Genomic DNA, 25,858 nt, shown 5'->3' on the forward strand with positions numbered 1-25,858 from the left:
CAGACCTAAGGTCTAATGGCATAGGAGGACCGGTACCTCGAGGCCGTTAAGCAACGATCGCGTAACGCCCCCCAAAATGAGCTCGCGCAGTCTCGAGTGTCCAAAGCCTCCAGTGATCAGCAAGTCTGCTCGCGCTTCAGCGGCAGCGGTTTGAATTGTGCCGGCTACGGGAGCTCCCTGTGATTGCGCATTGACAATCTCGACAGCAAGACCGGCATCGCGAATGAGCGCCGCGAAGCGATCGCGAAGATCGGCGTCTATCGCCTTGTCGTCTGTGACCGAGATGAGTACCACTTTGGAAGCCTTGTCCAAAAACGCGCGGGCTCCGGTCAGCGCCCGCGCCAAAGTCGGGCTGCCATCCCATGCAATTGCGACTGTGTCGATTCGGCCGCAACAATTGTCCGCCGGGAATAACAGCAGCGGTCTCCCGCTCTCGAATAGAATGCGCTCGACCACGGAACTGGCTATTGGCGAGGTTTCCATGATCGAGAGGTCGTAGATACGCGAGATCTCAGCAATTCTGTCGCCAACGAGCGGTTCCGTAGCTTCAAACGATGAGATCGTCACCGCCAGGTCGGCCTTATCGGCGTAGTCGCGCACGGTTTCGATCAGCGTCGCCGCGCAATCCCGGCTGGAGCGCTCTGCGTCAGCGCTCATTTTATCGACATCGACATCGATGATCGACGGAAATGGCGGGGACACCCTCGGTATCTTGACCTGGAATACGCTGACACGAAGCTTCGCTTCCTGGTGCCGTGCAAAATCGATGGCATTCTGGATCAGAGCAAAAGAGCTGGGATCTGGATAGGTAAGCAAAGGCAGATGGAACTGTGCGTTCATAGCGTATCTCCTCATCTCGGCTGCAAGGTGGAATGCTCGTCCGAATGGTTCATGCCTGCGTTGATCTTGCGCAAATGGGGTTGCCAACGATCAAGATTGCTCCGCCCACCAAGCGGATCCTGTTGCCAGGCGCGAAATTTGGAAAGGCATGCGGCGCGATTAATGCTGATCAATGTGCCATCTGGCGGTTGGTTTATGAAGAGCTTAAGGTTCAACAAGACTCACGAGCATGGTTTCGCCGTCACGGAACAATGACGGCCGCGCCGCTAAACCGACCTGCGCGAAGGTCCGCAAGAGCCTCGTTTGCCCGTTCGAGTCGATAGGTGACCGTGTGCGTGCGCACAGTCGCCTCGCGGGCGATCGGAAAGAACTGCGTGGCGTCTTCACGGGTAAGATTTGCAACGGAAACAAGCTCCCGCTCACCCCACAGCAGGGTATAAGGCATGGCCGGGATGTCGCTCATATGAATGCCGCCGCAAACGACGCGGCCACCCTTGCGGACCGCCTTGAGAGCGGCCGGGACGAGCCCGCCGACCGGCGCAAAGATGATCGCCGCATCCAGCAGCACCGGCGGGCTGTCGTCCGAGCTTCCCGCCCATGCGGCTCCGAGACTTATGGCGAAACGTTGCGCTTCATCGTCCCCGCGGCGCGTAAAGGCATAAACTTCACGGCCTTGCCACACGCATACTTGGGCAATGATATGGGCTGCCGCTCCAAAGCCGTAGAGCCCGATCCTCCTGCCGTGACCGGCCTTCTTCAGGCAGCGCCAGCCGATGAGCCCGGCGCAGAGCAAAGGTGCAAGCGAAACCGGATCATCTTCTGGATCAAGGTCAAAGGCGTAGGACGCGTCGGCCACGACATCGGTGGCAAAGCCGCCATCGCGCGTATAGCCGGTAAACTCCGGCCGTTCGCAGAGGTTTTCAGCCTTCGACCGGCAATAGGGGCATGTCCCGCAGCTGTGACCCAGCCACGGCACGCCGACACGGCTTCCTATTCTCGTGGCCGCCACGCCGTCACCGACGGCTTCGACGATCCCGACGATCTCATGGCCCGGCACGAGTGGCAGCTTCGGATTGGCGAGGTCGCCGTCGATCACATGCAAGTCCGTGCGGCAAACGGCGCAGGCCTCCACCTTCAGCCTGAGTTCGCCCCGACCCGGCAATGGATCCGGCCGTTCGACGAGAGCCAGAGGCTTTCCGATGGCCTGGAGCGTCATCGCTTTCATGGATATATCCTCCTGGACCTCGGCGCTTCAATGGTGGCAGAGGTTTCCACCGAGCCCTCTTATAAAGCGTCACCATGGCTTGGCGGCTTAATCGGGAACGAGTGTACACTCCGACACATATTCACAGTAAATCCGATCGACTTTGACCGGAATCAAAGTTGATCGATCTCGCGTCTTGTTCACTGCTTCCCGGAAACATCGATTTGCGAGGACGCTGTGGCTTCGGCGGCATCTCCAGACTGTCGCAATCTTGCGACAGTTTGGATTGGCCATTCGGAAGTCATCGCAATTTAGCAGAATTGCAAAAGACGCGCATTTAGGTCAGTTTACTCTCGTGTTCCGTGGGAGGAGCCGATGCACGAATATTCCGCGCATGCGGATCACGTCTATACGTGCGCGCAGCAGAATTCCGCTGCAGCAAATTCTCCAATCGTGGCTTCCTGGCGGCGCTGCATGACCATGCATCAGCTTGCCCCGGAAGACAAACGCACGCCTGTGCGGCTGACTGATTTTGAATTCCAGCTTGCACGCGAGCAATCGGATCAATTGATCAAGGACGCGACGGACGAACTCGACCGGCTTTTCGCGACCGTCGGGAGGGCCGGTTGCTGCTTGCTGCTGACGGATCGCAATGGCATCGCGCTGGAGCGGCGCGGCTCTGCCGGTGACGACAAGGAGTTTGGCGATCTCGGCCTCTGGACCGGGTCTGTCTGGACTGAAGCAAGCATTGGCACAAACGGTATCGGCACGGCGCTTGCAGACGAGCGTGCCGTCGCAATTTTCCGCGACCAGCATTTCTTCTGCTCCAATATCCGTCTCAGTTGCACGACTGCGCCGATCCGCGACCATCGCGGTCAACTGGCCGCCGCGCTCGATATTTCCACTTGCCGTGACGACGTCAATGAAATGACGCTGTCGATCCTGTCACAGGCGGTCCGCGACGCTGCCATCCGCATCGAACTCAATATCTTCCGCAGTGCCTTTGCCGGCGCACGCTTCCTGATGGTGCCATCGGGCGCGAATTCTGCAGCGGCATTGCTTGCGGTCGACAAGCATGATCTTGTGCTCGGCGCGACGCGCGCGGCCCGGCTGGCACTCAAGCTGGATGACCGGCGGATCGCCGCAGGTGTTCCAGCGGCCGATGCGCTTCATGAAAGCGGTGCGGCTACCGGCGACGTTCTCTTGGAAGCAGAACGTGCAGCCCTGTTGCGTGCGCTGACCCGGACCAACGGCAATGTTTCGCAGGCCGCGATCAATCTTGGCATGAGCCGCGCCACACTTCATCGGAAGATGAAGAGGCTCAACCTTCACTGAGCGCCCCCTTCCCTCTAAAGAGTAATCCTGTCGCAGCGTTGCGACACTGTGCACTGCAGCAATGCGCCGGGAGCCTGTTGCAATCGATAAAACACGCGCAGACTCCTTCCATCGGTTCGCTCCTGAACCTGGCTCATCTTGGGAGGATGACATGCTGCATCAAAAGATCGTTGAATCACCATTCAAGCTGAAATACGGCAACTATATTGGCGGCGAATGGCGCGAGCCCATCGGCGGCAGGTATTTCGACAACGTCACGCCGGTCACGGGCGGCAAGCTCTGCGAAATCCCGCGCTCCGACGAAAAGGATATCAATGCGGCGCTTGATGCCGCCCACGCTGCTAAGGATCAATGGGCTAGAACTTCGGCTACCGAACGCTCAAACATTCTGATGAAGATCGCGCAGCGCATGGAGGACAAGCTCGAGTTGCTTGCCCAGGCCGAAACGTGGGACAACGGCAAGCCGATCCGCGAAACGATGGCTGCCGACATCCCGCTTGCCGTGGATCACTTCCGTTATTTTGCCGCCTGCATCCGCGCGCAGGAAGGCTCGATCGGCGAGGTCGATCACGATACCATCGCTTATCATTTCCATGAGCCGCTTGGCGTCGTCGGCCAGATCATCCCGTGGAATTTCCCGATCCTGATGGCCGCCTGGAAGCTCGCTCCGGCGCTTGCCGCAGGCAATTGCGTCGTGATCAAGCCGGCGGAACAAACGCCCGCCTCGCTTCTCGTCTGGGCAGAACTCGTCGGCGATCTGCTGCCGCCAGGAGTGCTCAACATCGTCAATGGTTTTGGCCTGGAGGCCGGAAAGCCGCTCGCCACCAGCCCGCGCATCGCCAAGATCGCCTTCACCGGCGAGACCTCGACCGGCCGGCTGATCATGCAATATGCCAGCCAGAACCTCATTCCGGTCACGCTCGAACTCGGCGGCAAGTCGCCGAACATCTTCTTTGCCGACGTCATGGCCGATGATGACGATTTCCTCGACAAGGCGCTCGAAGGCTTTGCGATGTTCGCCCTGAACCAGGGCGAGGTCTGCACCTGCCCGAGCCGCGCCCTCATTCAGGAATCGATCTACGACCGCTTCATGGAAAAGGCGCTCAAGCGCGTCGAAGCGATCAAACAGGGCAATCCGCTCGACAGTGCAACGATGATCGGTGCACAGGCCTCGGCGGAGCAACTCGAAAAGATCCTTGCCTATCTCGATATCGGTAAGCAGGAAGGCGCCGAGGTGTTGACTGGCGGCACCCAAAACGATCTCGGCGGCGAATTGGCCAATGGCTATTATGTCAAGCCGACGATCTTCAAGGGCCACAACAAGATGCGCGTCTTCCAGGAGGAGATTTTCGGCCCTGTGGTATCTGTCACGACCTTCAAGGACGATGAGGAAGCGCTGGAGATCGCCAACGACACGCTTTACGGCCTCGGTGCAGGAGTCTGGACGCGTGACGGAAACCGCGCCTACCGCTTCGGACGCGAAATCCAGGCCGGCCGCGTCTGGACGAATTGCTACCACGCTTATCCGGCGCATGCGGCATTCGGCGGCTACAAGCAGTCCGGCATCGGCCGCGAGACGCACAAGATGATGCTCGACCACTACCAGCAGACCAAGAACATGCTGGTGAGCTACAGCCCGAAGGCACTCGGCTTCTTTTGAGAACCGGATTGATCACAAATGGCTGCCTTCTCCCCTTCCGGGGAGGAGGCTTTTGGCTAGGAGGAAATCATGGAGGCGACCGTCAATGGCGAACCGCGCGTTCTTGCGACCGATGCGGCGCTGGCTCTCATCGATGAAATCCGCCGCGATCATCCCGACATCCTTTTCCACCAGTCCGGCGGCTGTTGCGACGGGTCCTCGCCGATGTGTTATCCGGCGGGCGAATTCCGTGTCGGGGAGACGGACGTGAGGCTTGGTGAGATTGGTGGCGTACCCGTTTATATCAGCGCCAGCCAGTTCGAGGCCTGGAAACACACGCAGCTGATCATCGATGTCGTACCCGGCCGCGGCGGTATGTTCTCGCTCGACAACGGCCGCGAGAAGCGTTTCCTCACCCGCTCGCGGCTGTTCGGCGGCGGCGAGGTCTGTGGTCTTCCGAGCCTTACCAAGCGCGCAACTTGACAAGTAGATCGGGAGCCGCCTCTCGAACAAAAGCGATGAGAGCGGCGAACATTTTCAGATCTTACGCGACTTGCCTTGCCAGCGCGCAGCGCGACCAGAGCGAATGGAGTGCCGTGACCAGTTGTTCGATGTCGGCATCGGAATGCAGCGGCGTCGGGGTGATGCGCAGCCGCTCGGTCTTCTTCGGCACCGTCGGATAGTTGATCGGCTGGACATAGACGCCGAAATTGTCGAGCAGGATATCGGAGATCCATTTGCACTTCGCCGCATCGCCGACCACCACCGGCACGATATGGCTCGGGTTCGGCATATGCGGAATGCCGCGCTGATCGAGCAGCGTTCGGAGCTTGCGCACCCGGTCCTGATGGCGGGCGCGCTCGATCTGGCTGACCTTCAGGTGCTGGATCGAGGCCACCGCACCGGCCGCCAGCGCCGGCGGCAGCGCCGTCGTGAAGATGAAGCCGGAGGCAAACGAGCGGATGAAGTCGCACAGTGCCGCCGAGGCGGCGATATAGCCACCCATGACGCCGAAGGCCTTGCCGAGCGTGCCTTCGATCACCGTCAGCCGGTCCATCAGCCCTTCGCGCTCGGCAATGCCGCCGCCGCGCGGGCCGTACATGCCGACGGCATGGACTTCGTCGAGATAGGTCATGGCGCCATACTTGTCGGCCAGGTCGCAGATCTCCTTGATCGGCGCGATATCGCCATCCATCGAATAGACGGATTCAAACGCGATCAGCTTCGGTGCCTTCGGATCGGCGGCCGCCAGCTTGGCTTCGAGATCGGCCACGTCGTTGTGCTTCCAGATCACCTTGCCGCACTTCGCATGGCGGATGCCCTCGATCATCGAGGCATGGTTCAGCGCGTCGGAGAAGATGATCAGCCCGGGGATTTTGGCGCCGAGCGTGCCAAGGCTTGCCCAGTTGGAGACGTAGCCGGAGGTGAAGATCAGTGCCGCTTCCTTGCCGTGCAGGTCGGCCAGCTCGCGCTCGAGCAGGACGTGGTAGTGGGTGGTGCCAGAGATATTCCGGGTGCCTCCCGCACCCGCGCCACAGTGGTCGATGGCGTTCTTCATCGCCTCGATCACCTTCGGGTTCTGGCTCATGCCGAGATAGTCGTTGGAGCACCAGACGGTGACGTCCTTCGCACCGTCCGCCGTATGGCGCGTGGCGCGCGGAAAGTGGCCGCGGTGACGCTCGAGATCGGCAAAAACGCGGTAGCGGCCTTCGGCGTGAAGCCCGTCCAGCTCGCTCCTAAAAAAAACTTCGAAATCCATGCATGTGCTCCAGTATCCACCAGGTGCCGACGGACATAGCGCATGCCGGACACGGTGGTTTTGACATAAATCAAGTTAGACCGTCATCCGGTTCTCGATGATCATGGCGTGCCCTCGCCTTCCTGCCCCTTGCTTTCCTGCCAGAAACCCTGCGCCTTCAGCCGATCGGCGACGTCCTTGGGCATGTATTTCTCGTCGTGCTTGGCAAGCACCGTGTCGGCGATGAACTCCCGGCTGCCGGCCGCAAACTTGCCTTCGGTCACCACGCCCTGCCCCTCGCGGAACAGGTCGGGCAGGATGCCGGTGTATCTGACCTTCACGGCATCGCCGCTGCCGTCGGTGACGGCAAATTCCACCGTGGAGCCGGCGCCGCGCACGACGCTGCCCTCGCCAACCAGCCCCCCGAGGCGGATGCGCGTCTCGGGTGCGACCGGCGTCCTGGCGAGATCGGCCGGCATGTAGAAATAGGCGACCGACTGGCTGAAGGCGAACATGACGAGCAGCACCGCGGCAAGGATGAAGCCCATGCCGCCGCCGATCACCGCCAGACGCTTCTGCTTGCGCGTCATTCCGTCTCCCCCTCGGCCGCAACGCCGAGCTCGCGTCCCAGCGCAATCAGCTGCCTGCCCTCTTCGCCATAGGGAGTTGTCCCCTTTTGGAAGGATATACGGACTTCGACCGCGACCAACATTGACCGTCGTCAAATAAATCTGACGCTGCGATTGCTACTAGTGGCCGCCACCGGTAAACACATAGCCGATGCCGCGGACGGACTGGATGATCGTCGGGTTCTTGGGGTCCAGTTCGATTTTTCGGCGTAGCCTGGCAATTTGTGCATCGATCGTTCGATCGAATGCTTCGAGGTTGCGGCTGCGTGTGAGGTCCATCAAGGTTTCGCGAGAGAGAACCCGGCCGGGGTTGCGCGCAAAGACGAGAAGCATATCGAATTCACCGGTTGTCAGCGCTTTGTCTTTTCCGGAAGGGTCCGTTAACTTGCGCCGATGGATGTGGAGTTGCCATCCATCGAACACCAGGACACCCTCGTCACCGGCCTGCGGTCCCGCCGGGCGTTCGGCAGGCTGGCGGCGGCGCAACACGGTTCTCAGCCGGGCAAGAACTTCGCGAAGGTGGAATGGCTTGGCGATGTAATCATCGGCTCCGACTTCGAGGCCTACGACTTTGTCGGTCACATCGTCGCGGCCGGTGAGCATTAAGATCGGCACGTCCGAATTTGCGCGGACTTCCCGCACCAGCTGAAGCCCGTTTTGGCCGCCAGGCAAAACCAGATCGAGGAAAATGGCCGTAAAGTCTGTCTTAGCCAGCTCAGCGTGCATGGCGGTCCCATCGGCGACGGCCGTGACCCGATATCCTTCGTCTTCAAAATAGCGGATCAGCATCTGCCGAATCCGGGCGTCGTCATCGACGACTAAAATATGCTCGGATTGCTTATCCGTCATTTCTATATTCCCTCGAGCTTTTCCGAGAAGACAGCCGCGAACCCAGTTGCTTTCCCTGATTATCGAATTTCTCGGGAAATGGGAACGCAACAGTCTCGCTTCTCCCAAAAGAATGGCCAAGCGGTTTGCAAGGACTACGAAAAGTCCAGTTTTGCATGCTTTTCTCGCGCATGCGGTTGATCAAAATCAAACAGGAGCTCGCTCACGCAGGTTAAATCAGATTTGGAATTCACCGAGGGTAGGAAAATGTCCGTCGAGACCTCCGTATTGGCGCGTTCAAAACTCTTTGCCGGGCTAGGCAGCAACACTGCCAACATGCTGCTCAAGCACGCAGAGATTATCAGGTTTGAGCCGCGTGATTTCATCGTCCGGGAAAGCCAAAGAGCCGACGCGTTCTTTTGCGTGATCCAAGGCTATGTTCGCTTGTTCAAGACGAATGAGGTCGGCCGCGCCGCAGACATCAGGATCTGTGAACCGCGCGACACCTTCGCCGAGTGTCTGATCGGTGGCGGTGGCAAATATGCCTACAATGCTCAAGCGGCAGATAATATTGTGCTTGCACGCTTCAACCTCGACGGCGTGAGGCGGCTCGCGGAAGAGGATCGCGCTCTGGACAGGAACATCATGCAACTGATGGCCGATCATCTGCTTGTGACGATGGAATGCGTGGCCAGCGACCGTTTGCAGACCGCCCCTCAGCGGGTTGCCAACTATCTTCTAAGCCAATGTTCGCCTGGCAAACCAAGCGAAACCGTTCGCCTCCCCTATCAAAAGAGCTTGCTCGCCGGCAAGCTAGGCCTTGCGCCGGAAGCGCTTTCGCGTGCATTCGGCTCGCTCAAGAAAGCAGGCGTCACTGTCAGAGGCAGAACGGTGCGGATCGACGATATCGCCGCTCTGCGCCAGATGTAGAATAGCGCCGGCGGCGATCCGCCAACTCTTGGCATTCGTCATAGCCTTAAGGCCGGGGCATCTTTTCATCCTCGTCATCGAGGATGCGCCATGACGCGCCTTCGAGATCGTCATATTGGCCGTTCTTCAGAGACCAGAGAAAACCAAAAAGGCCCAAGCCGCCCATGAACAGAGCGATCGGAATGAGGTAGATCAACATGTTCATGGCGAAACGACCTCCACTGTCGAACGCTTCGTATTGCGGGCGGGATGTCGCCTGCCGGCTACCTTCGCTCTGTCGTTCAGACGCAGGGCATTTGCGACCACGATGAGCGACGATGTCGACATCGCCACGGCTGCAACCAGGGGCGTCGCGTAGCCCGCAATCGCGATCGGCACGGCAATGATGTTGTAGCCGATCGCCAGCGCGAAGTTCTGCCGAATGAACCGAGCCGCGCGGCGCGACACGGAAATCGCCTCGGGCACGGCCTCCAGACTGTCATGCAGGAAGACGAGGTCTGCTGCCTGCCTACCGACATCTGCCGCTGTCGCCGGCGCGATCGAGACATGGGCTACCGAAAGTGCCGGTGCATCATTGATGCCGTCACCGACCATCAGGACGCGATGGCCAAGCTTGCCCAGCCGTTCGCATTCCACCATCTTCCCCCGGGGCGTCAATCCCGCCAGCCAGCGATCAATTTCAAGCGTCTTCGCCGTCGCCTCAACGACGCATTCCCGGTCGCCCGACATCACAACTACGGCAAGCCCCTGACGCGCAAGGCTCTTGATCGTGCCATCAGCACCCGGCCGCAACGTATCCTCGAAGTAAAAGCGTGCGAGCTCGATCCCGTCCTTCGATAGGACGACCTCGGAGAAAGCCTCGCTCTGTTGTGCGCGTCGTGGCCTTTCAGGGCAAGCGAAGGCCGCGTTGCCGAGACGGTAGATTCCATTCCCGGTCCCGGCTTCCAGCCCAGCGCCCGGGATCTCCTTGACCGCATCAAAAGGCAGGGCATGTAGCCCAGCTTCGCGTAAAAGGGCTTGTGACAACGGATGCCGGGAATGGGCTGCAAGACCAGCGGCGATGGCCAATTCGTAAGCACCGGCATCGGTGCGGTGGGCGAGACGGGGCCGGCCCATCGTCAAGGTTCCGGTCTTGTCGAACGCGACCATATCGATCTCGGCCAAGCGTTCCATGGCCGAACCGTCCTTGACCATGATGCCCCGTCGGAACAGGGTCCCGGCAGCCACGACCTGAACAACGGGAACCGCCAGGCCCAGCGCGCAGGGGCAGGTGATGATCAAGACGGCGACGGCAACCAGCATCGCTTGCTTCCAGTCGCCGCCGATCAGGCCCCAGCCGAGAAAGGATATCAGCGCCAGAAGATGAACGGCCGGCGAGTAGTAGCTCGCAGCACGATCGGCGATGCGCCGGTAGCGGGCCCGCCCGCCCTCTGCGGCTTCCATCAAGCCGATGATCTCGGCCAGCAACGAGTTCTTTGCAGTCGCTGCTGCCCTGATCGTCAACGAGCCCATCAGGTTCATCGCGCCGGATTTCAGTTCGGCACCCGCCGACACCGCCATCGGAGTGCTTTCGCCCGTGACAATCGACAGGTCGACCTCGCTCTGGCCGGCAACGACGGTGGCATCGACAGGAATGCGCTCGCCGGCCGGCACGGCGATCAGATCGCCGACATTGATTTCGTCCACCGGTGCGTAACGCTTCGAGCCGTCCGGGTTGATCAGCAGCGCGCCGCGCGGGGCAAGCCGCGCCAGGCCGGTGATTGCCGCGCGTGCCTTGTCGCGCATGACGTGATCGAGCGTGCGGCCGATCAACAGGAAAAACAGCAAAGATACCGATGCATCGAACCAGGCGTGTTCTCCATGGTGGATCGTTTCCCAGAGCGACATCGAATAGGACAGCGTCACGGCAAGCGATATCGGCACATCCATGTTGGTGCGGCCGTGCTTCAGAGCATTCCATGCGGACTGATAGAAGAAACGTCCGGCATAGATCAGCGTGGGCGCTGCGATCATTGCCGATATCCAATGGAACATGTCGCGCGTTGCGGCCTCGGCCCCAGACCAGATCGATACGGATAGCAGCATGATGTTTGCCGCTGCAAAGCCGGAGACGCCGACTGCGAGCAGAAGCTGGTTGCGAACGCGGTCGTCGTCCCTCAAGTCAGCCGTGAACAGATGCGCGTGATAGCCGCAGGCCGTGATCGCAGACAGGATGCCGGCTGGATTGACCGACTTGCCGTCCGTCTCCTCGTACCACACGCAGCTAACGCGCTTTGCCGTGAGATTCACACGCGCGCTCTTGACATAAGGCAGCCGCGTCAGCGCCTTTTCGATCGTGGAAATGCAGGCACCGCAGTGGACACCCGGCACGCTGAAATCCGATTGCCTGAGACCGGAGCCCAGCGGCTGGCTGGCGAGCAGCGCCTCCGCGGCGCTTATCGCGTTGCTGCTCAGCGACAGCACGCCTTCGGCATCCATGGTGCAGCATGTCATTGGACGAACCCCGCGGTATTGATCCTCAGGGCCTCGTGCATCACGGTCGTGCCCTGATTCTTCGAAATGACTTCAACAATCCAGTCGCCCGACAGGATGCGATGGCGCGCCTCGAAATGGCCGTCATGGCTCTTCGGCAATTCGATGACGAAGTCCTCGTGGTCCCCGACCGGCCGCTTGAAATGCGCCGTGATCGCGTCAGCAGCGGCGGGGGAACCGTCGCGATTGTGCAGCTCATAGACGATCAGCCCGTCATGAAGCGCGAACTTGCCAGAAACGCCGCTCATGGCCATAGCGCGTATTGCCTCCGCCTTCTTGTTGAATTCCTGGCTCGCCACATAGGTGTTTTTCACCACGAGCCCGCTCCAGCTCGATGAGGCGTACCAGGCCATCGTCATGTTGACGGCAATAATGATGCCAAAGAAGGTAAGCATGATGAGGAGCATATGTCGGCCGGTAAAGCCTTTGCCGCCGGTGATCGGATAGTCGCTCATTTCCTGGCTCCTGGTGCATTGAAGGCGGCTTTGTAGACCGAGCTATCCGTGCCTGCCGGGTCGTTGGCCACGAAGAGAAATTCGCTGACCGCACTGGTGGCATTCTTGGCTGTGACGAAGACCTTGAGCGCCATTGCCGTGTCGGGCTTCGTTTCGATCATGAATTTCCGGCCTTCCCCTGTCGATAGTTCCGGAATCCTCATCGTCGCGCCGTCCATTCCTTCGAGATGCAACGCAATCGTGCGAGGCTGCGGCAGCATGTTGAGAATGCGAAGCGTGTAACCGTTGCGGACTGAGCCATCTGATTCCAGCACGAACTGCGGGTTTCTGTCGTGCGCGACGTTGAGGTCAAGCCGCTCGCGCAGTGCGAGATGGACGAGCATACCGACCCCTGCCGCTGCCCAGACGGCTGCATAGAAGATCACGCGAGGCCTGAAGATGACGCGCCAATTGAAATGCCGGACTGCTGCGACGAAGTCTCCGCCGTCGTCGCGAACGCGCTGGGGCTGCACGCCGGTTTTCCCGTTGTCGGTAGCAAGCGCCATGTTGGCTGCATATTCGCTCAGCGTCGCATAGGCGATGAGGCCGCGCGGCTTGTTCAGCTTGTCCATGACGCCATCGCAGGCATCGATGCAAAGCGCGCAGGTGATGCATTCCATTTGCTGGCCGTCGCGGATGTCGATGCCCATGGGACAGACGGCCACGCAGGCGTTGCAATCGACGCAGTCGCCAACGGCCTGGCCCGAGAGGGCCGCCTTCTTGGCATGGCGGGAGCGTGGCTCGCCGCGCCAGTCATTGTAGGTGACGACAAGGGAGTTTTCATCGAGCATCGCGCCCTGGATACGGGGCCACGGGCACATGTAGGTGCAGACCTGCTCGCGCATCAGCCCGCCAAGCACATAGGTGGTTGCAGTGAGCGTTGCGACGGTTGCATAGGCGACCGACGGCGCTTGGCCTTTCAGAAAACTCAGCGCCAGCGTTGGCGCATCGGCAAAGTAGAAAATCCAGGCGCCCCCGGTTGCAGCAGCGACGACAAGCCAACTCGCGTGTTTGGTGACGCGCTTCACCAGCTTGCCGGCGCTCCATGGCGCATTGTCGAGCTTGATTCGAGCGTTGCGATCGCCCTCGATGGCGCGCTCAATGACGAGAAACAGATCGACCCATACCGTCTGGGGACAGGCATAGCCACACCATGCTCTCCCGACCGCGGAAGTCACCAGGAACAAGCCGAAGCCCGCCATGACAAGCAGGCCGGCCACGTAGGAGAATTCCTGCGGCCAGATCTCGATGAAAAAAAAGAAGAAACGGCGGGACGACAGATCGACCAGGACCGCCTGATCGGGCGCGTAAGGACCTCTGTCCCACCGAAGCCACGGTGAGAGATAATAGATCCCGAGCGTGATCAGCATCACGATCCATTTGAACCGCCGGAAACGGCCTTCCGCCCTCTTGGGAAAGACCTTCTTGCGCGCGGCATAAAGTGGCTGACGATTGCGCGCCGCGTTGACCGGCTCTACGTGAAGATGTTCGACGGTCTTGTTGTCGCTCGGGTTCGGGGCGGTGTAGAGGTTCATGATCAGCATCCGTCATTGATGCGCCCTTGTCGCATTCCGCAGCGCCGCCTTCCTTGACGTAGGTCAAGAAGCAGGCCGAACGACAAATGCAAAAAGCCACGCCCAAAGGCGTGGCCAGGAGGGAACTGCAGAGGGAGAGCCCTGCAGGGGACGTCTGCTTATTAGCGGCTTGTGGTCGAATGATCCTTGAGGCAAGTCAAACTGATCATCGCTTGGCCAAGTTTTTCGGATTCTTCCTTTTCTTCGTCTGCCGTGACAGGCACTTTGGCCCGGACGGAGACGCGCGTGTGGACGACCGAGCGCGGTGTTCCATAGAGTGAGATCAGCGGATTGCTATCGTGTGTCGACATGATTGAGCCCCTATTTTCCACCGCCCAAGGAATGGACGAAGACGGTGAGTTCCTTGACGGTCGTATCGCCGAGGCGGGCGGACCAGGCCGGCATCATTCCGTGTTTCGGCGCGCTGATCTGGCGGGCGACTGCTTCTTCGCCCTCCCCCTTCAACCAGATGGCATCAGCCAGATTGGGCGCTCCCATGTCGATGTTGCCCTTGCCGTCTTCCCCGTGACAGGCCGCGCAATTGTCGAGATAAGGCTGTTTCCCGGCCTTTGCAATCTCCGGATCGGAAGGCGTTTTTGTCAAGCTCCAGACATAGGCAGCGACATTGCGGGTCTGCGTGGCATCGAGGATATCAGCAAACGCCGGCATCTCGGACACATGGGTGTCGCTGTCACCGTCGAAACGGACGCCATGGGCGATGGTCTTTCGGATTGATTCAAGATCGCCGCCCCATAGCCAATCGTCGTCATTCAGATTCGGGAATCCCGGGCCACCGGCTGCGCCACTGCCGTGGCACTGCGCGCAGTTGACCTTGAACGCCGAAGCGCCGCCGGAGATGGCGAATTGCCGCAGATTGGCATCCGCGTCGATTTCGCCGACCGCCTTTGCGGCGATCTGGTCCAGATACATGGTCTGGACTGACATTGCCGTCTCCACCTCCTGCGTAAGATCGGCGCGGCTCGAAAAGCCGAGCAGCCCATCGGTGGCCTTGGTCAAAAGTGGAATGGAAGGATAAGCGATGGCATATCCCACCGCCCACAAGATCGTCGCATAGAACGTCCAGACCCACCACCGCGGCATGGGATTGTTCAGCTCGCGGATACCGTCCCATTCATGCCCGGTGGTTTCGACGCCGCTGAGTTCATCAACATGTTTGTCCGACATATCAGTCATCCTTCAAGGGTATGCTTGCGGCTTCATTGGCGCTTTCCCTGCTGCCTGGACGGAGCGTGAAAAGGACGACGCCGATGAAGAACAGGGTCATGGCAAGAAGGCCCCAACTGTCGGCGAAGTGGCGCATTGCGGTGTATGTTTCCATGGCGCGTTCCTCAGCGATATCCGGTTGCATCGTCATAGGTCGAATAGTCGACCAAGGTGCCAAGCATCTGTAGGTAAGCCACCAACGCGTCCATCTCCGTCAGCTTCGAAGGGTCGCCGTCGAAGTCGCCTGTCTTGGCCTTCGGATAACGTTCGAGCAGCGCTGTGGTGTCGCCGTTCGGATCGGCCTGCATTTTCATATCGGCCTCGGCGTTGGCGATCATGTCCGGCGTGTAGGGCACACCGACAATTCCGTTTGCCTTGAGATCCATCCCGACATCCTTGACCGCGACCTCGTTGGTCTTGAGAAAGGCGTAGCTCGGCATGATCGATTCCGGCACGACCGCGCGCGGATCGGCGAGGTGCTGGACCTGCCATTCATTCGAATAGCGACCACCCACGCGTGCAAGGTCAGGTCCGGTACGCTTTGAACCCCATTGGAAGGGATGGTCGTACATAGATTCGGCGGCGAGCGAATAATGTCCGTAGCGTTCGACTTCGTCGCGGAATGGCCGGATCATTTGGCTGTGGCAGACGTAGCAGCCCTCGCGGACGTAGATATTGCGGCCGGCCAGCTCCAGCGGCGTATAGGGACGCATCCCCTCCACCTTTTCGATCGTGTTCTGCAGGTAGAACAGTGGTGCGATTTCAACGATGCCGCCGACGCTCACAACCAGGAGTGATCCCACCAGCAGGAGCGTCGCGTTCTTTTCTATGATCTGGTGTTTCTCAAGTATCGACATGGTCGTTCCTCACTCTGCAGGCTGGGCGACGAGAGCACCTGGCATCGGTGCCTCGTTGCGTTGGTAACCACGGATGGTCATGTAGACATTGAATGCCATGATCAGACCGCCCGCGAGGTACAGAGCGCCACCCACGGCTCGCAGCAGGTAGTATGGGAACATTGCAGCGACGGTCTCGGCGAAGGAATAGACGAGGAAGCCCTGGCTATTATATTCGCGCCACATCAGGCCCTGCTGGATGCCGGCAACCCAAAGCACGGCGGCGTAAATGACGATGCCAAGCGTCGCGAGCCAGAAATGCCAGTTGACCATGCGCAAGCTATAGAGACGCTCCTGTCCCCAAAGCTTCGGCGTCAGGTAATAGATGGCACCGAAGGTGATCATCCCGACCCAGCCGAGTGCGCCCGAGTGGACGTGACCGATCGTCCATTCCGTATAGTGGCTGAGCGAGTTGACAGCCTTGACCGACATCATGGGACCTTCGAAGGTCGACATTCCGTAAAAGGCGATTGCCATGATCATCATGCGGATGATCGGGTCTGTGCGGATCTTGTCCCAGGCGCCCGAAAGCGTCATCAGGCCGTTGATCATGCCGCCCCACGACGGCATCCAGAGCATGACGGAAAAGACCATGCCGAGCGTCTGCGCCCAATCCGGCAGCGCCGTATAGTGCAAATGATGCGGACCGGCCCAGATATACATGAAGATCAGGGCCCAGAAGTGGATGATCGAAAGGCGATAGGAGTAGACCGGCCGGTTCGCCTGCTTCGGTACGAAGTAATACATCATGCCCAGGAAGCCAGCGGTCAGGAAGAAGCCGACTGCGTTATGGCCGTACCACCACTGGGTCAAAGCGTCCTGAACGCCGGAGAATGCTGAATAGCTCTTCGAGCCGAGCAAGGAGACCGGCATCGAGAGGTTATTGACTACATGCAGCATCGCCACCGTGACGATGAAACCGAGGTAGAACCAGTTCGCGACATAGATGTGCGGTTCCTTGCGCTTCAAAAGCGTCCCGAGGAATGCGAGCAGATAAGCGACCCAGACGATCGTCAGCCAGATGTCGACATACCATTCAGGCTCCGCGTATTCCCGCCCCTCGGTGATACCCAAGAGATAGCCAGTCGCGGCCATGACGATGAAGAGCTGGTAGCCCCAAAATACGAACCAGCCGAGGTTGCCGCCGAAGAGGCGGGCCCGACAGGTTCTCTGGACGACATAGAAGGACGTGGCAATCAACGCGTTGCCGCCGAAAGCGAAAACGACAGCGGATGTGTGGACCGGCCGCAGGCGCCCAAAGTTGAAATACGGAGCGATGTTCAGATCGGGATAGGCGAGCTGAAGCGCGACGACGACCCCAACGAGAAAGCCGACCACGCCCCAAAATACGGTGGCGATGACACCATACCGAACAACGTCGTCAAAATATTCGGACGAAGCTGGCTTCGGCCGCTGGGCAGCCGGTGCGAAATTAACGCGGCGGAGAAGCACAAGCGTGCTTCCCATCAGCACGAAGAACAGCACCCACATGTGCGCCGCAAAAAGGTGATCATGCGCGAAAGCCGCCCCGAGCAGGGCAAAAAACGCGCAAACGGCGATCACCGCAGTTTCAGTCGTATAATTCATTGTCGCCGTCCCCAAGCACAGACGATCGCACAAAAGCGCAATCATCATTCCGATCTTGTACGGGCAGAGCTGACACGAGCGTCGGGGCCGATCCTTGATCTATGTCAACGATCGCAATGTAGGCGGCGGGCGCACGCTGATTTTTATGGGTTCCAAAGCGAACCGGTGTGCTGTCACAAACTTTTACACTTTCGCACCAATGCGCACGCTGCGAGCATTCGCATGTGACGCGAACCATTTTTACTGCCCTCATCAAACGGGACAGAGGGTTCAAAAATGTTGATGCAAAAAAATATCGCGTTCGAAGCCGTCAAGGGCTCGGTGACTGACAATTCGGGGCAGATGTCCCTGAAATCACTTTTTCATTCCATTCCGCAAGAAGTGCTTCAAACCGGCAAGGCTCTGTTCTGGGAAGGCGATGCTGCCAACCACCTTTTTGAACTCGTCGAAGGCGTCGTGCGGCTTTACCGCATCATCGGCGACGGCCGGCGCGTCATCACGGCCTTTCTGTATCCGGGCGATCTCGTCGGCACCTCGCTCCAGGAGCGCTATCTCTACACCGCCGAAGCCGTCACGGATTGCAAGATCCGCCGCATCGCGCGGAAGAATTTCCACGATGAAATTTCCCGCTCCGCCTGTCTGCGTCCCGATTTCATATCGCTGCTGTGCCAGGAAATGGCTGCCGCTCACGATCAGATGGTGCTGTTGTCGAAGAAGAATGCAGAAGAGCGCTTGTGCAGTTTCCTGCTCCAGCTCATCTCTCGTGACATGACAAACGCGGCAGGCGACCTCGTGACGCTGCCGATGAACAGGCTCGATATCGCCGATTATCTGGGCCTCACCATCGAGACGGTATCGCGCACCATCAGCAAGCTCGCGAGCCGGAACATTCTCGTCCCGGTTGGACGCCACGACGTGAAGATCCTGAGTCTGAAGCGTCTCATTCAATTGTCCGGCAATGGGGATGATTTCTCTCTGGAAAATTGCCATAGCTGCAGTATTCACTAACGGGCTCGGGACAAACGAGTTGAACACTATGCCGCATCGCTTCATTTCACCGCGCACAGCATCAAAGCAAGAACTCGACGCCATCGTCCGCATCATGGGCGGCGCCAACAACATCATCGTGCACGGCTTTGACGGCATCATCACCGAATGGTCGGCCGGTTGCGAAAACATGTACGGCTGGACGCGTGAGGAGGCTGTCGGCAAAGCGGTTGACGACCTGCTTGCTTCGCAGGTTCCCGAGCCGCGCGAAAGCGTCAGCGAGCAGCTGCGTCAGCAAGGTTACTGGCAGGGCGAAATCACCCATCGTCACAAGGACGGCTATGATGTCTATGTCACGTCGCGCTGCATGGCGGTGAATCTTTCCGACGGCGAAGCGGTCATCATCCAGACCAATAATGACATCAGCGACCTGAAGCGGGCCGAAAGCGACGTCAACGCGCGCGAGGCCCACCTCCGCTCCATTCTCGCAACGGTTCCCGAAGCGATGATCGTCATCGACGAGCGCGGAATTGTTATCTCTTTCAGCACTGCCGCAGAAAAGCTCTTCGGTATCAAAGCAGACGCCATCTGCGGCCGGAATATCAGCAACTTGATGCCGAACCCCGATCGTGATGCCCACGATGGTTATATTTCGCACTATATCAGGACGGGCGAGCGCCGCATTATCGGCTACGGCCGCGTGGTGACGGGTCAACGGGCCGATGGTTCGAAATTCCCGATGGAGCTTCATGTCGGTGAGACCACCGCAAACGGCGAGCGGATATTTACCGGCTTCGTCCGCGATCTGACAGGCCGGTACAAGATCGAGGAAGATCTCAGGCAGGCGCAGAAGATGGAAGCCGTCGGGCAACTAACTGGGGGGATTGCCCATGACTTCAACAATCTTCTGACGGTAATCAGCGGTAATCTCGAAATGATCGAAGCGAAGCTTCCGGAGGGGCCGCTCAGTGTGCTGCTGCGCGAGGCGCAGGACGCAGCCGGCGATGGCGCAAAGCTGACGGAGCAACTTTTGGCGTTCGGGCGCCGCCAGCCTCTCAATCCAACGCTTGCGGACCTCGGGCAGCTGGTATCGAGCTTCTCCGATCTGTTGCGGCGGACGCTTGGCGAAAATATCGACCTGAAGACGGTCATTGTCGGCTCAAATCACAATGTGCTGGTCGACAGTTCCCAGCTGCAGAACGCGCTTTTGAACATTGCGCTGAATGCACGCGACGCGATGCCGCGCGGTGGCAGCCTGACAACGGAGATCAAGCGTGTCTATCTCGATGCAGACTACGCGAAGATGTATCCGCAGGTGCGCACCGGAAACTTCGTTCTCATTTCCGTCACCGATACAGGCGTCGGCATGTCGGATGAAGTCAAGGAACACGCCTTTGAGCCGTTCTTCACCACCAAGGATGTTGGTTCCGGTTCAGGCCTCGGCCTCAGCATGGTCTACGGCTTCGTGAAGCAGTCGGGCGGTCATCTGCAGCTCTACAGCGAGCTCGGGCGCGGCACGACGATCCGCATCTATCTTCCCTGGGTACAGGCAGCTGCGGCAAAAGTTGAGGCCTCCGAAACGAGACCAGAAGCGCGCGATGTGCTGCCGGGCGGCGCCGAGACGGTGCTGGTGGTCGAGGACGATGCACGCGTGCGGCGGGTCGCGGTCGCGCGCCTGTCGTCGATGGGCTACAAGGTCGTCGAGGCGAACAATGCTCAGACGGCGTTGGAGATTCTCGCCGAAGATCCCACGATTGCCCTTCTGTTCACAGACATTGTCATGCCCGGCGGCATGACAGGCGACGAACTTGCCAAGGAGGCGCGCGTCATGCGCTCCGACCTGAAGATCCTCTTTACATCGGGTTACGCTGAACCGGGCCTCGGCGGTCGCGAATTTGCAACGCCCGGCAGTTGGCTGCGCAAGCCCTATACGGCAAAGGATCTCGCCGTGCGGGTTCGCGAGCTGCTGGACTGACTATCCTTTGACTGTCCAGCGCGCCGATAAATGAAGCGCGCTCGCAGCGGTGTGCGAAGCGGACCGTCAGCGCCCGCAATCCACAAGCCACTCACGATTCCAAAATCCGAGCGAACGGTCGGGCCGCCGGCCCACCCGAGGGCCAAGACAGGCACGCCGATCTGTCTATGGCCATGCGGGTCGGCTCCGTCCTTCAAATATTTTAAGCACGTTCCCCTCAGCGTTCGGCCGGTCGCGGTGATCATCTGCGTGGGCGTTGATGGCTCTATTTGACCAACATCAAAGAAGCACCCGTGCAGCAGGCGTATCACAGCAGCCGACGGCCAGTTCGGCCATCGTTCAACTAGGAGATATGAAATGCGCTCGATATTTGCGGGTCTTTTTGCCGCGACGGCCGTGCTTGCTGCTACCACCATGCCGCTGATGGCAGCCGACCACCAGGTGCAGATGCTCAACAAGGGTGCTGCCGGCGCCATGGTGTTTGAGCCGAGCTTCACCAGGATCGCCCCTGGCGACACAATCACTTTCGTCCCGACTGACAAATCTCACAATGTCGAGTCCTTCAAGGGCCTGATCCCGGAGGGCGCCGCTGCATTCAAATCGAAGGCAAGCGAGCAGGTTCAGATCAAGTTCGATGCGCCCGGCGCCTATGTGATCAAGTGCACGCCGCACGTCGCCATGGGAATGGTCGCCCTAATCCAAGTTGGTGATGCGCCCGCAAATCTTGAAGCCGTTAAGATAGCAAAGCTTCCGAACATGGTCCGCAAGCGCCTCGATGCGGACATCGCCAAGATCACCCAATAATCCCGCTTAGGGCTTAAATGCCGGCAGCTGGGCTGAGATGGCCCAGCCGCAGGCGGGTTACCAGCGGCAATCAACCCAGGAGAGTGACGGTGCTGAAAACACCCCTCATCGCACTTGGTGTTTGCATTGCAGGCGCGGCTTCCGCCAGCGCCCATGTCTCGCTTGAAAAGGTGGAAGCCCCTGCCGGCAAGGTCTATAAGGCGGTTCTGCGTCTCGGACATGGTTGCGACGACAAGCCGACGATCAAGCTGCGCGTGCAATCCCGGAAGGCATTCTCTCGGTCAAGCCCATGCCGAAATCCGGCTGGACGATCGAAAAGGCCAAGCGCCAATATGCAAAGGCCTACGAGCTTTATGGCAAGCCGGTCGCCGAAGGCATCACCGAACTCGTCTGGTCCGGCGGCAATCTTGCCGACGATGAGTATGACGAGTTCGTCTTCCGCGGTGTTGTTGCCAACGAGCTTGCTGCTGGTTCCAAAGTCTATTTCCCGGTTATCCAGGAGTGCACGGACAGCGCCGTCGAGCGATGGGTCGATATCCCGGCCGCTGGCAAGACGTCGGACGATTACGAGACGCCGGCTCCCTTCTTCGAGATTGTCGCCCAGCCACGTTCTTGAGAAAGCGCGATCGAGGAACCGCCATGGCTGAGTCGCGAAACCGGATCTCGGCCCGTTCCTCCATCCTTCTGCTCACGCTTCTTCGGCCTTCGTCTCTTGCTATCCTGATGGCGCTGTTCGAGCCGGCCGCTGCATTGGCCCATGCCTCCCTCGGTCGGATCCCGCCCAAGGGGCGGTGATTGCGACGCCACCCGCGCGATCGTGTTTGAGTTCAATGAAGCTGTTGCTGGCAGGACTACCTTCCTGCCATCTTCGGAAGAGGCGGATTCGCCCTGGTTTCCGATATCACCAAGCTGCCGGCCGCTTTGCCGGCCATCTATCGCGAGCTGGTTTACTGAGGGGTGCCAGCCCCCGAAGGAGAGACCCGACCGGGGGGTCGGCCACGGGTCTCTCCACCCCTTTCACGCTGCTTTGCTATGGGTACGGCCGGAGGTGCCGATATAGGCATCGAAGGCTACCGCCACCGCCCTGACCATGAACCTGAGATCCTTGCGCACGGTAACAAGACCGTCGCGGACCGTCACGACGCCATCGTTTTCGAGCGCACGCAGCCGATCGTTGCCGTCAAGAACCAGACCGGCTTCATAGCCGAAACGCGCTCCAAGCCGATTGAGATCGACGACGAAATCGCACATCAGCCGTTCGATGATTGCCGCCCGGAACCGGTCCTGCCCGGTCAAGCGGTACCCTTTCACGGTGGCCAGGATGCCCGAGGCAATCCGTTGCGCATAGGCCCCGGGGGCGACCTCATTTTGGACATACCCTCCCGGAAGCTTCCCGATGGCGGATGCCCCGAGACCGATCAGGGTCTCGCACGTGTCCGTCGTGTAGCCCTGGAAGTTCCGCTTCAAGTCCCCGCGCGCGCTGGCCATCGAAAGTTCATCTGCCGGCAATGCGAAGTGATCAAGACCGATCTGCACGTAGCCGGCATCGACAAGCGCTTCTGCGATCGCCTCGGCCTGGGTGTTGCGCTCTTTTGCATTCGGCAAGGTCGGCTCATCGATAAGGCGCTGGTGCTTCTTGAAGGCCGGGATGTGCGCGTAGCCGAAGACCGCGAAGCGATCGGGGCGCAATCGGACCGCTGTCTGCACGGTGTCGATGCAGGATGCAACCGTCTGATATGGCAGGCCATAGATCAGGTCGAAGTTGATGCTGCCGATGCCGGCCTGTCGCAATTGCTGGACAGCGGTCTCCGTCTGCTCGAAAGTCTGGTTGCGATTGATGGCCGCCTGGACCACCGGATCGAAACTCTGGACTCCCAGGCTTGTGCGACAGACGCCGCCCTCAGCGAGTGCGTCGACCATTTCGTTGGCGAGTGTGCGGGGATCGATCTCTACGGCGATTTCTGTCTCCGGCCTCAATCCGAATGCGTTCCTCAGATGCTTCATCAAATCCACGAACTCCTGCGGCCGCATGATCGTCGGCGTGCCGCCGCCGAAGTGCACATTTTGGACGAGCAGCGGTTGCTTCGCCCTGGATGCGACCAGGTCGACCTCCTGACGGAGAACATCCAGGTAATCAAGGATCGGCCGATCCTGCTTCGTGATCGTGGTGTGACACCCGCAATACCAGCACATCGACCGGCAAAAAGGGATATGGAGATATAGCGAGACCGCGTCCTCGTTATCGAGCTGCGCCAACCAATCCCCATAGGTTCCCGCTCCGATCGCGGAAGAAAAGGCAGGCGCCGTCGGATAGCTCGTGTAGCGCGGCAGCCGCGTTTCGCCGTACTTCACGACGAGGGGGTGTGACATGATGCGTTCCTTCATAAGACGTTTTGGTGACTTTGAAGGCGCTGCGCGCGGCCGTCCTTATCATAGGTCAATGACGATGACGGCGCATTTTCGAGAATCCTGGAAATTGTTTGCTCACAGTCAAATTGCCGCAGCGAGATTGCCGTTAGGCATTTGAACATCCGAGCGCCGGGAGACGGCAGTCGCCACCGAGGAACTGCTGAAAGCTGCCGTCGGGCAAAGGGACAAGATCATAAAGCTCACAGAATTGTTGCGCGACCTCGGTGATGTGTCGACCGGCTCCGATGGTGGGGTCATCGATGAGGCCGCGCTGTTGTTTGAAGATCTGGCCATGCAGGCGCAGATGGGATCGCAATTCCTGCAGGCGATCGCACGCAGCAGCGATATCCAGGCCGCAAACCCGAGCAACCGGATGATCCGGGACGTCTGCACCGGAGCAAAGACCGACCCGCTTCGGCTTGTAGCGTTGAGGGCGCGCAATGAGATCAGGACTTCTATAATGGCCTGCGACCTTACGCCACATCGCCGTGACACTGTGATCGCGATGGTCGCGTCCGGTATGGCGCTGTCAGGCGAGGCGATGTGTTTCATCGATGCTTTTGAAGACTGTAGTGTTCCCTCGGCATCGGCCTTTCGCCGACATGATCGGTCTCTGGTGCTGCGCCTTTGCCGCCGCCTCAACACCTGTGTTGTCCACATTTTGACGCAGATCAAGATGATCCGCCCGAAATCGCCCTAAATATGATCGGCAGAGGAAGAACCCGGAGAACCAGGATGCAAAAAGAGAAATTTGAAAAGATTCTGCGGGGTCGATTGCAAGATCTGAACCGACGCCTGCACCTCGTTGATAGCGATCTGGGACGGCGAAAGGATGCCGACGATGAGGACCGTGCCGTCGAGCTCGAAAACAACGACGTGCTCGAGGGCTTTGGACGTGCGGGCCAGGAAGAGGTGCGCGCCATCCACGCCGCCCTGCAGCGCCTGGAAAGCGGAACCTTCGGCATCTGCGTAAAATGTGGCGCGCCGATTTCGGAAGCGCGTCTTGAAGCTGTTCCGTTCGCCGTCAAATGCCAATCGTGCCTCAGCGAGTAAGCCGCACGACGATATTCAAGGAAGGCACGTGCCGGCGGTCGTCAGTGGATGTTACGCACTGCAACAAGGGGAGCAGCAGGTCATGGAGTATGGCATCGTAGCAGCCAGGTTGGACGCGGACGAGAAGTCGGGATGCATCATTTTGCAAGTCGGTCTACAATGCCGGACCGTCCTGGTGACGCGCCGCGCCATACTGAACGTCGCCTCCCCGCCGCGCTCGAGCGAGGCGCATTTCCTGGAGCACGTCAGGACGTTTTGCGAGATTGCCGTCAATCGTATGCAGACGCCGATTGTCAATCAGGACATCGTTATTACGGCAGACGACGTGCGGGGCTGGCGCCAGCATCTGCCGTCATCTCCAGCGAAGCTTTCCCCTCGCTCGAATGAAACCCGCAACAGCGGGCGTCACATTGGCAAGCAGCCACATCATCTGCGGCTGGTCTCAGCCAAGTCCCCGGAGGAAAAAAGCTGTACCGTGGAAGGAAGCTGAGCGGTTGGACGGCCGACGGGGAAGGTCAGTGCCGGTGGCCGGGATCTGATTTCCACTTGGAGACATCGCCGGCAGAGATATGGATACGGCCGTCAGACGCAATATCCTTGACGCAGTGCTTCGCGCGCACGATGTCGCAGAAGAGCTCGATATTTTCCTGCAGCCGCGTCTCGTCAGCACGCGGCGGAGAGGCGACGTCGAGGAGCGCCTGTTTGTCGACAACGGCAATCTGATTGCATCCGGCCTCCTCAAGGATGATCATGGCATTTTCGCCGGAAGAGCGCAGGAAGGCTGTAACGAACTTCAAAGACATCGCCATACCTCATCGCTCGATGAACAAGCGCCCCAGGGGCGCTCGTGACGCATAGAATATGCCGCACGGACAAATATCGCCGCAACGCGAAGCGATGTCTTTGAGGAAGATCAAAATCGCTAGATGTTTCGATGTTTGTTGGCGGGTTATTCCGATTCCATCATCAATGCCGTGCCGAGGTATCCGAGTGCGATCGTATCGCCAAACGCGAAAATGAAGACGCCCTGGGCCACGTAGCTTTCCACCGGGCCGAGCGAGGCTGCTGAATCCGAAAATCCTGTTGTCCAAAGAATTGAACCCGCTACGCTCCCGATGAGGAAGCCGATGGCCATTCTGACGATGATAAACCGGACGAGCTGGGGCATGGCGCAAAAAAT

At 59.4% G+C, this 25,858-nt stretch carries 27 protein-coding genes and 1 pseudogene; 11 read left to right on the forward strand and 17 right to left on the reverse strand.

The features are described from left to right. Positions 1-12 precede the first annotated feature (12 nt). Both ACZ9BX_RS30335 and ACZ9BX_RS30340 read right to left on the reverse strand, forming a co-directional pair. A complete protein-coding gene (locus tag ACZ9BX_RS30335) occupies positions 13-840 on the reverse strand; it encodes a universal stress protein (protein ID WP_476221956.1) in 828 nt (275 codons plus the stop codon). Positions 841-1,081: 241 nt separating this feature from the next. Further along, complete coding sequence (locus ACZ9BX_RS30340) at positions 1,082-2,065, reverse strand: zinc-dependent alcohol dehydrogenase family protein (RefSeq protein WP_476221957.1); 984 nt, start codon at positions 2,063-2,065, stop codon at positions 1,082-1,084. A gap of 354 nt (positions 2,066-2,419) precedes the next feature. On the opposite strand from ACZ9BX_RS30340, the gene ACZ9BX_RS30345 reads away from it, so the two are divergent. The 3 genes from ACZ9BX_RS30345 to ACZ9BX_RS30355 all read left to right on the forward strand — a co-directional run bounded on the left by ACZ9BX_RS30345 (position 2,420) and on the right by ACZ9BX_RS30355 (position 5,501). Beyond that, positions 2,420-3,379, forward strand: coding sequence for a GAF domain-containing protein (locus ACZ9BX_RS30345; protein ID WP_476221959.1), 960 nt, complete (start codon positions 2,420-2,422; stop codon positions 3,377-3,379). A 151-nt stretch (positions 3,380-3,530) separates the two neighbouring features. Next, on the forward strand, positions 3,531-5,039 hold the full coding sequence (gene adh, locus ACZ9BX_RS30350; protein WP_476221961.1) for an aldehyde dehydrogenase: 1,509 nt from the start codon (positions 3,531-3,533) through the stop codon (positions 5,037-5,039). Between the two features lie 69 nt (positions 5,040-5,108). After that, a complete protein-coding gene (locus tag ACZ9BX_RS30355; protein ID WP_476221963.1) occupies positions 5,109-5,501 on the forward strand; it encodes a DUF779 domain-containing protein in 393 nt (130 codons plus the stop codon). A gap of 61 nt (positions 5,502-5,562) precedes the next feature. Here ACZ9BX_RS30355 and hemA read toward each other — a convergent pair whose 3' ends face one another. The 3 genes from hemA to ACZ9BX_RS30370 all read right to left on the reverse strand — a co-directional run bounded on the left by hemA (position 5,563) and on the right by ACZ9BX_RS30370 (position 8,234). Beyond that, on the reverse strand, positions 5,563-6,777 hold the full coding sequence (hemA, locus tag ACZ9BX_RS30360) for a 5-aminolevulinate synthase (RefSeq protein WP_476221964.1): 1,215 nt from the start codon (positions 6,775-6,777) through the stop codon (positions 5,563-5,565). A gap of 101 nt (positions 6,778-6,878) precedes the next feature. Then, on the reverse strand, positions 6,879-7,346 hold the full coding sequence (gene ccmE, locus ACZ9BX_RS30365; RefSeq protein ID WP_476221965.1) for a cytochrome c maturation protein CcmE: 468 nt from the start codon (positions 7,344-7,346) through the stop codon (positions 6,879-6,881). Positions 7,347-7,505: 159 nt separating this feature from the next. Continuing rightward, the gene (locus tag ACZ9BX_RS30370) at positions 7,506-8,234 is read right to left on the reverse strand and encodes a response regulator (protein ID WP_476223090.1); all 729 of its coding nucleotides are present in this window, start codon (positions 8,232-8,234) and stop codon (positions 7,506-7,508) included. 246 nt (positions 8,235-8,480) lie between these two features. Between ACZ9BX_RS30370 and ACZ9BX_RS30375 the strand changes: the two genes are divergently transcribed. After that, a complete protein-coding gene (locus tag ACZ9BX_RS30375) occupies positions 8,481-9,143 on the forward strand; it encodes a Crp/Fnr family transcriptional regulator (RefSeq protein WP_476221966.1) in 663 nt (220 codons plus the stop codon). A gap of 46 nt (positions 9,144-9,189) precedes the next feature. Here ACZ9BX_RS30375 and ccoS read toward each other — a convergent pair whose 3' ends face one another. The 9 genes from ccoS to ccoN form a co-directional block, all read right to left on the reverse strand. Next, on the reverse strand, positions 9,190-9,348 hold the full coding sequence (ccoS, locus tag ACZ9BX_RS30380) for a cbb3-type cytochrome oxidase assembly protein CcoS (RefSeq protein ID WP_063829594.1): 159 nt from the start codon (positions 9,346-9,348) through the stop codon (positions 9,190-9,192). Next, positions 9,345-11,636: a cation-translocating P-type ATPase gene (locus ACZ9BX_RS30385; protein ID WP_476221967.1), complete on the reverse strand. Its 2,292-nt coding sequence runs from the start codon at positions 11,634-11,636 to the stop codon at positions 9,345-9,347. Before ACZ9BX_RS30385 ends, ccoS begins: the two co-directional genes overlap by 4 nt. Continuing rightward, positions 11,633-12,130, reverse strand: coding sequence for a FixH family protein (locus ACZ9BX_RS30390; protein WP_476221969.1), 498 nt, complete (start codon positions 12,128-12,130; stop codon positions 11,633-11,635). The genes ACZ9BX_RS30385 and ACZ9BX_RS30390 overlap by 4 nt, the downstream gene beginning before the upstream one ends. After that, the gene (gene ccoG, locus ACZ9BX_RS30395; RefSeq protein ID WP_476221970.1) at positions 12,127-13,704 is read right to left on the reverse strand and encodes a cytochrome c oxidase accessory protein CcoG; all 1,578 of its coding nucleotides are present in this window, start codon (positions 13,702-13,704) and stop codon (positions 12,127-12,129) included. Before ccoG ends, ACZ9BX_RS30390 begins: the two co-directional genes overlap by 4 nt. Positions 13,705-13,865: 161 nt before the next feature. Next, positions 13,866-14,054 (reverse strand): hypothetical protein, encoded by a 189-nt coding sequence (locus ACZ9BX_RS30400; protein ID WP_027509758.1) that lies wholly within the window; start codon positions 14,052-14,054, stop codon positions 13,866-13,868. A 10-nt stretch (positions 14,055-14,064) separates the two neighbouring features. Beyond that, positions 14,065-14,928 (reverse strand): cytochrome-c oxidase, cbb3-type subunit III, encoded by an 864-nt coding sequence (gene ccoP / locus ACZ9BX_RS30405; protein ID WP_476221972.1) that lies wholly within the window; start codon positions 14,926-14,928, stop codon positions 14,065-14,067. 1 nt (position 14,929) lies between these two features. Then, positions 14,930-15,082, reverse strand: coding sequence for a CcoQ/FixQ family Cbb3-type cytochrome c oxidase assembly chaperone (locus tag ACZ9BX_RS30410; protein ID WP_027509756.1), 153 nt, complete (start codon positions 15,080-15,082; stop codon positions 14,930-14,932). Positions 15,083-15,092: 10 nt separating this feature from the next. Further along, the gene (ccoO, locus tag ACZ9BX_RS30415; RefSeq protein WP_476221974.1) at positions 15,093-15,824 is read right to left on the reverse strand and encodes a cytochrome-c oxidase, cbb3-type subunit II; all 732 of its coding nucleotides are present in this window, start codon (positions 15,822-15,824) and stop codon (positions 15,093-15,095) included. 9 nt (positions 15,825-15,833) lie between these two features. Then, positions 15,834-17,450, reverse strand: coding sequence for a cytochrome-c oxidase, cbb3-type subunit I (ccoN, locus tag ACZ9BX_RS30420; protein WP_476221976.1), 1,617 nt, complete (start codon positions 17,448-17,450; stop codon positions 15,834-15,836). Between the two features lie 276 nt (positions 17,451-17,726). On the opposite strand from ccoN, the gene ACZ9BX_RS30425 reads away from it, so the two are divergent. The 4 genes and pseudogenes from ACZ9BX_RS30425 to ACZ9BX_RS30440 all read left to right on the forward strand — a co-directional run bounded on the left by ACZ9BX_RS30425 (position 17,727) and on the right by ACZ9BX_RS30440 (position 21,832). Continuing rightward, positions 17,727-18,458 carry a Crp/Fnr family transcriptional regulator gene (locus tag ACZ9BX_RS30425; protein ID WP_476221977.1) on the forward strand — a complete coding sequence of 244 codons (732 nt, stop codon included), beginning with the start codon at positions 17,727-17,729 and terminating at the stop codon, positions 18,456-18,458. Between the two features lie 28 nt (positions 18,459-18,486). Continuing rightward, positions 18,487-20,412 (forward strand): hybrid sensor histidine kinase/response regulator, encoded by a 1,926-nt coding sequence (locus ACZ9BX_RS30430; RefSeq protein ID WP_132565972.1) that lies wholly within the window; start codon positions 18,487-18,489, stop codon positions 20,410-20,412. A 357-nt stretch (positions 20,413-20,769) separates the two neighbouring features. Then, a complete protein-coding gene (locus ACZ9BX_RS30435) occupies positions 20,770-21,216 on the forward strand; it encodes a pseudoazurin (RefSeq protein WP_132565517.1) in 447 nt (148 codons plus the stop codon). A gap of 17 nt (positions 21,217-21,233) precedes the next feature. Further along, positions 21,234-21,832 (forward strand): annotated as a pseudogene (locus tag ACZ9BX_RS30440) (YcnI family copper-binding membrane protein). A gap of 401 nt (positions 21,833-22,233) precedes the next feature. On the opposite strand, the gene hemN reads toward ACZ9BX_RS30440, so the two are convergent. Further along, positions 22,234-23,586, reverse strand: a complete 1,353-nt coding sequence (gene hemN, locus ACZ9BX_RS30445) for an oxygen-independent coproporphyrinogen III oxidase (protein WP_132565523.1) — start codon at positions 23,584-23,586, stop codon at positions 22,234-22,236. A gap of 250 nt (positions 23,587-23,836) precedes the next feature. Here hemN and ACZ9BX_RS30450 point away from each other — a divergent pair, with 250 nt between their 5' ends. From ACZ9BX_RS30450 to ACZ9BX_RS30460, 3 genes are read left to right on the forward strand one after another with little or no spacing between them, the layout of a single operon-like run. After that, positions 23,837-24,325, forward strand: a complete 489-nt coding sequence (locus tag ACZ9BX_RS30450; RefSeq protein ID WP_476221979.1) for a hypothetical protein — start codon at positions 23,837-23,839, stop codon at positions 24,323-24,325. A gap of 2 nt (positions 24,326-24,327) precedes the next feature. After that, positions 24,328-24,678: a TraR/DksA family transcriptional regulator gene (locus ACZ9BX_RS30455; protein WP_425376418.1), complete on the forward strand. Its 351-nt coding sequence runs from the start codon at positions 24,328-24,330 to the stop codon at positions 24,676-24,678. Next, positions 24,629-25,168 (forward strand): hypothetical protein, encoded by a 540-nt coding sequence (locus tag ACZ9BX_RS30460; protein WP_132565529.1) that lies wholly within the window; start codon positions 24,629-24,631, stop codon positions 25,166-25,168. The genes ACZ9BX_RS30455 and ACZ9BX_RS30460 overlap by 50 nt, the downstream gene beginning before the upstream one ends. 25 nt (positions 25,169-25,193) lie before the next feature. Here ACZ9BX_RS30460 and ACZ9BX_RS30465 read toward each other — a convergent pair whose 3' ends face one another. Beyond that, positions 25,194-25,481, reverse strand: coding sequence for a hypothetical protein (locus tag ACZ9BX_RS30465; protein ID WP_027509713.1), 288 nt, complete (start codon positions 25,479-25,481; stop codon positions 25,194-25,196). Between the two features lie 146 nt (positions 25,482-25,627). Next, positions 25,628-25,846, reverse strand: a complete 219-nt coding sequence (locus ACZ9BX_RS30470; RefSeq protein WP_132565532.1) for a hypothetical protein — start codon at positions 25,844-25,846, stop codon at positions 25,628-25,630. Positions 25,847-25,858 lie beyond the last annotated feature (12 nt).

The organism is Rhizobium sp. USDA 3886 (genome assembly GCF_056279785.1).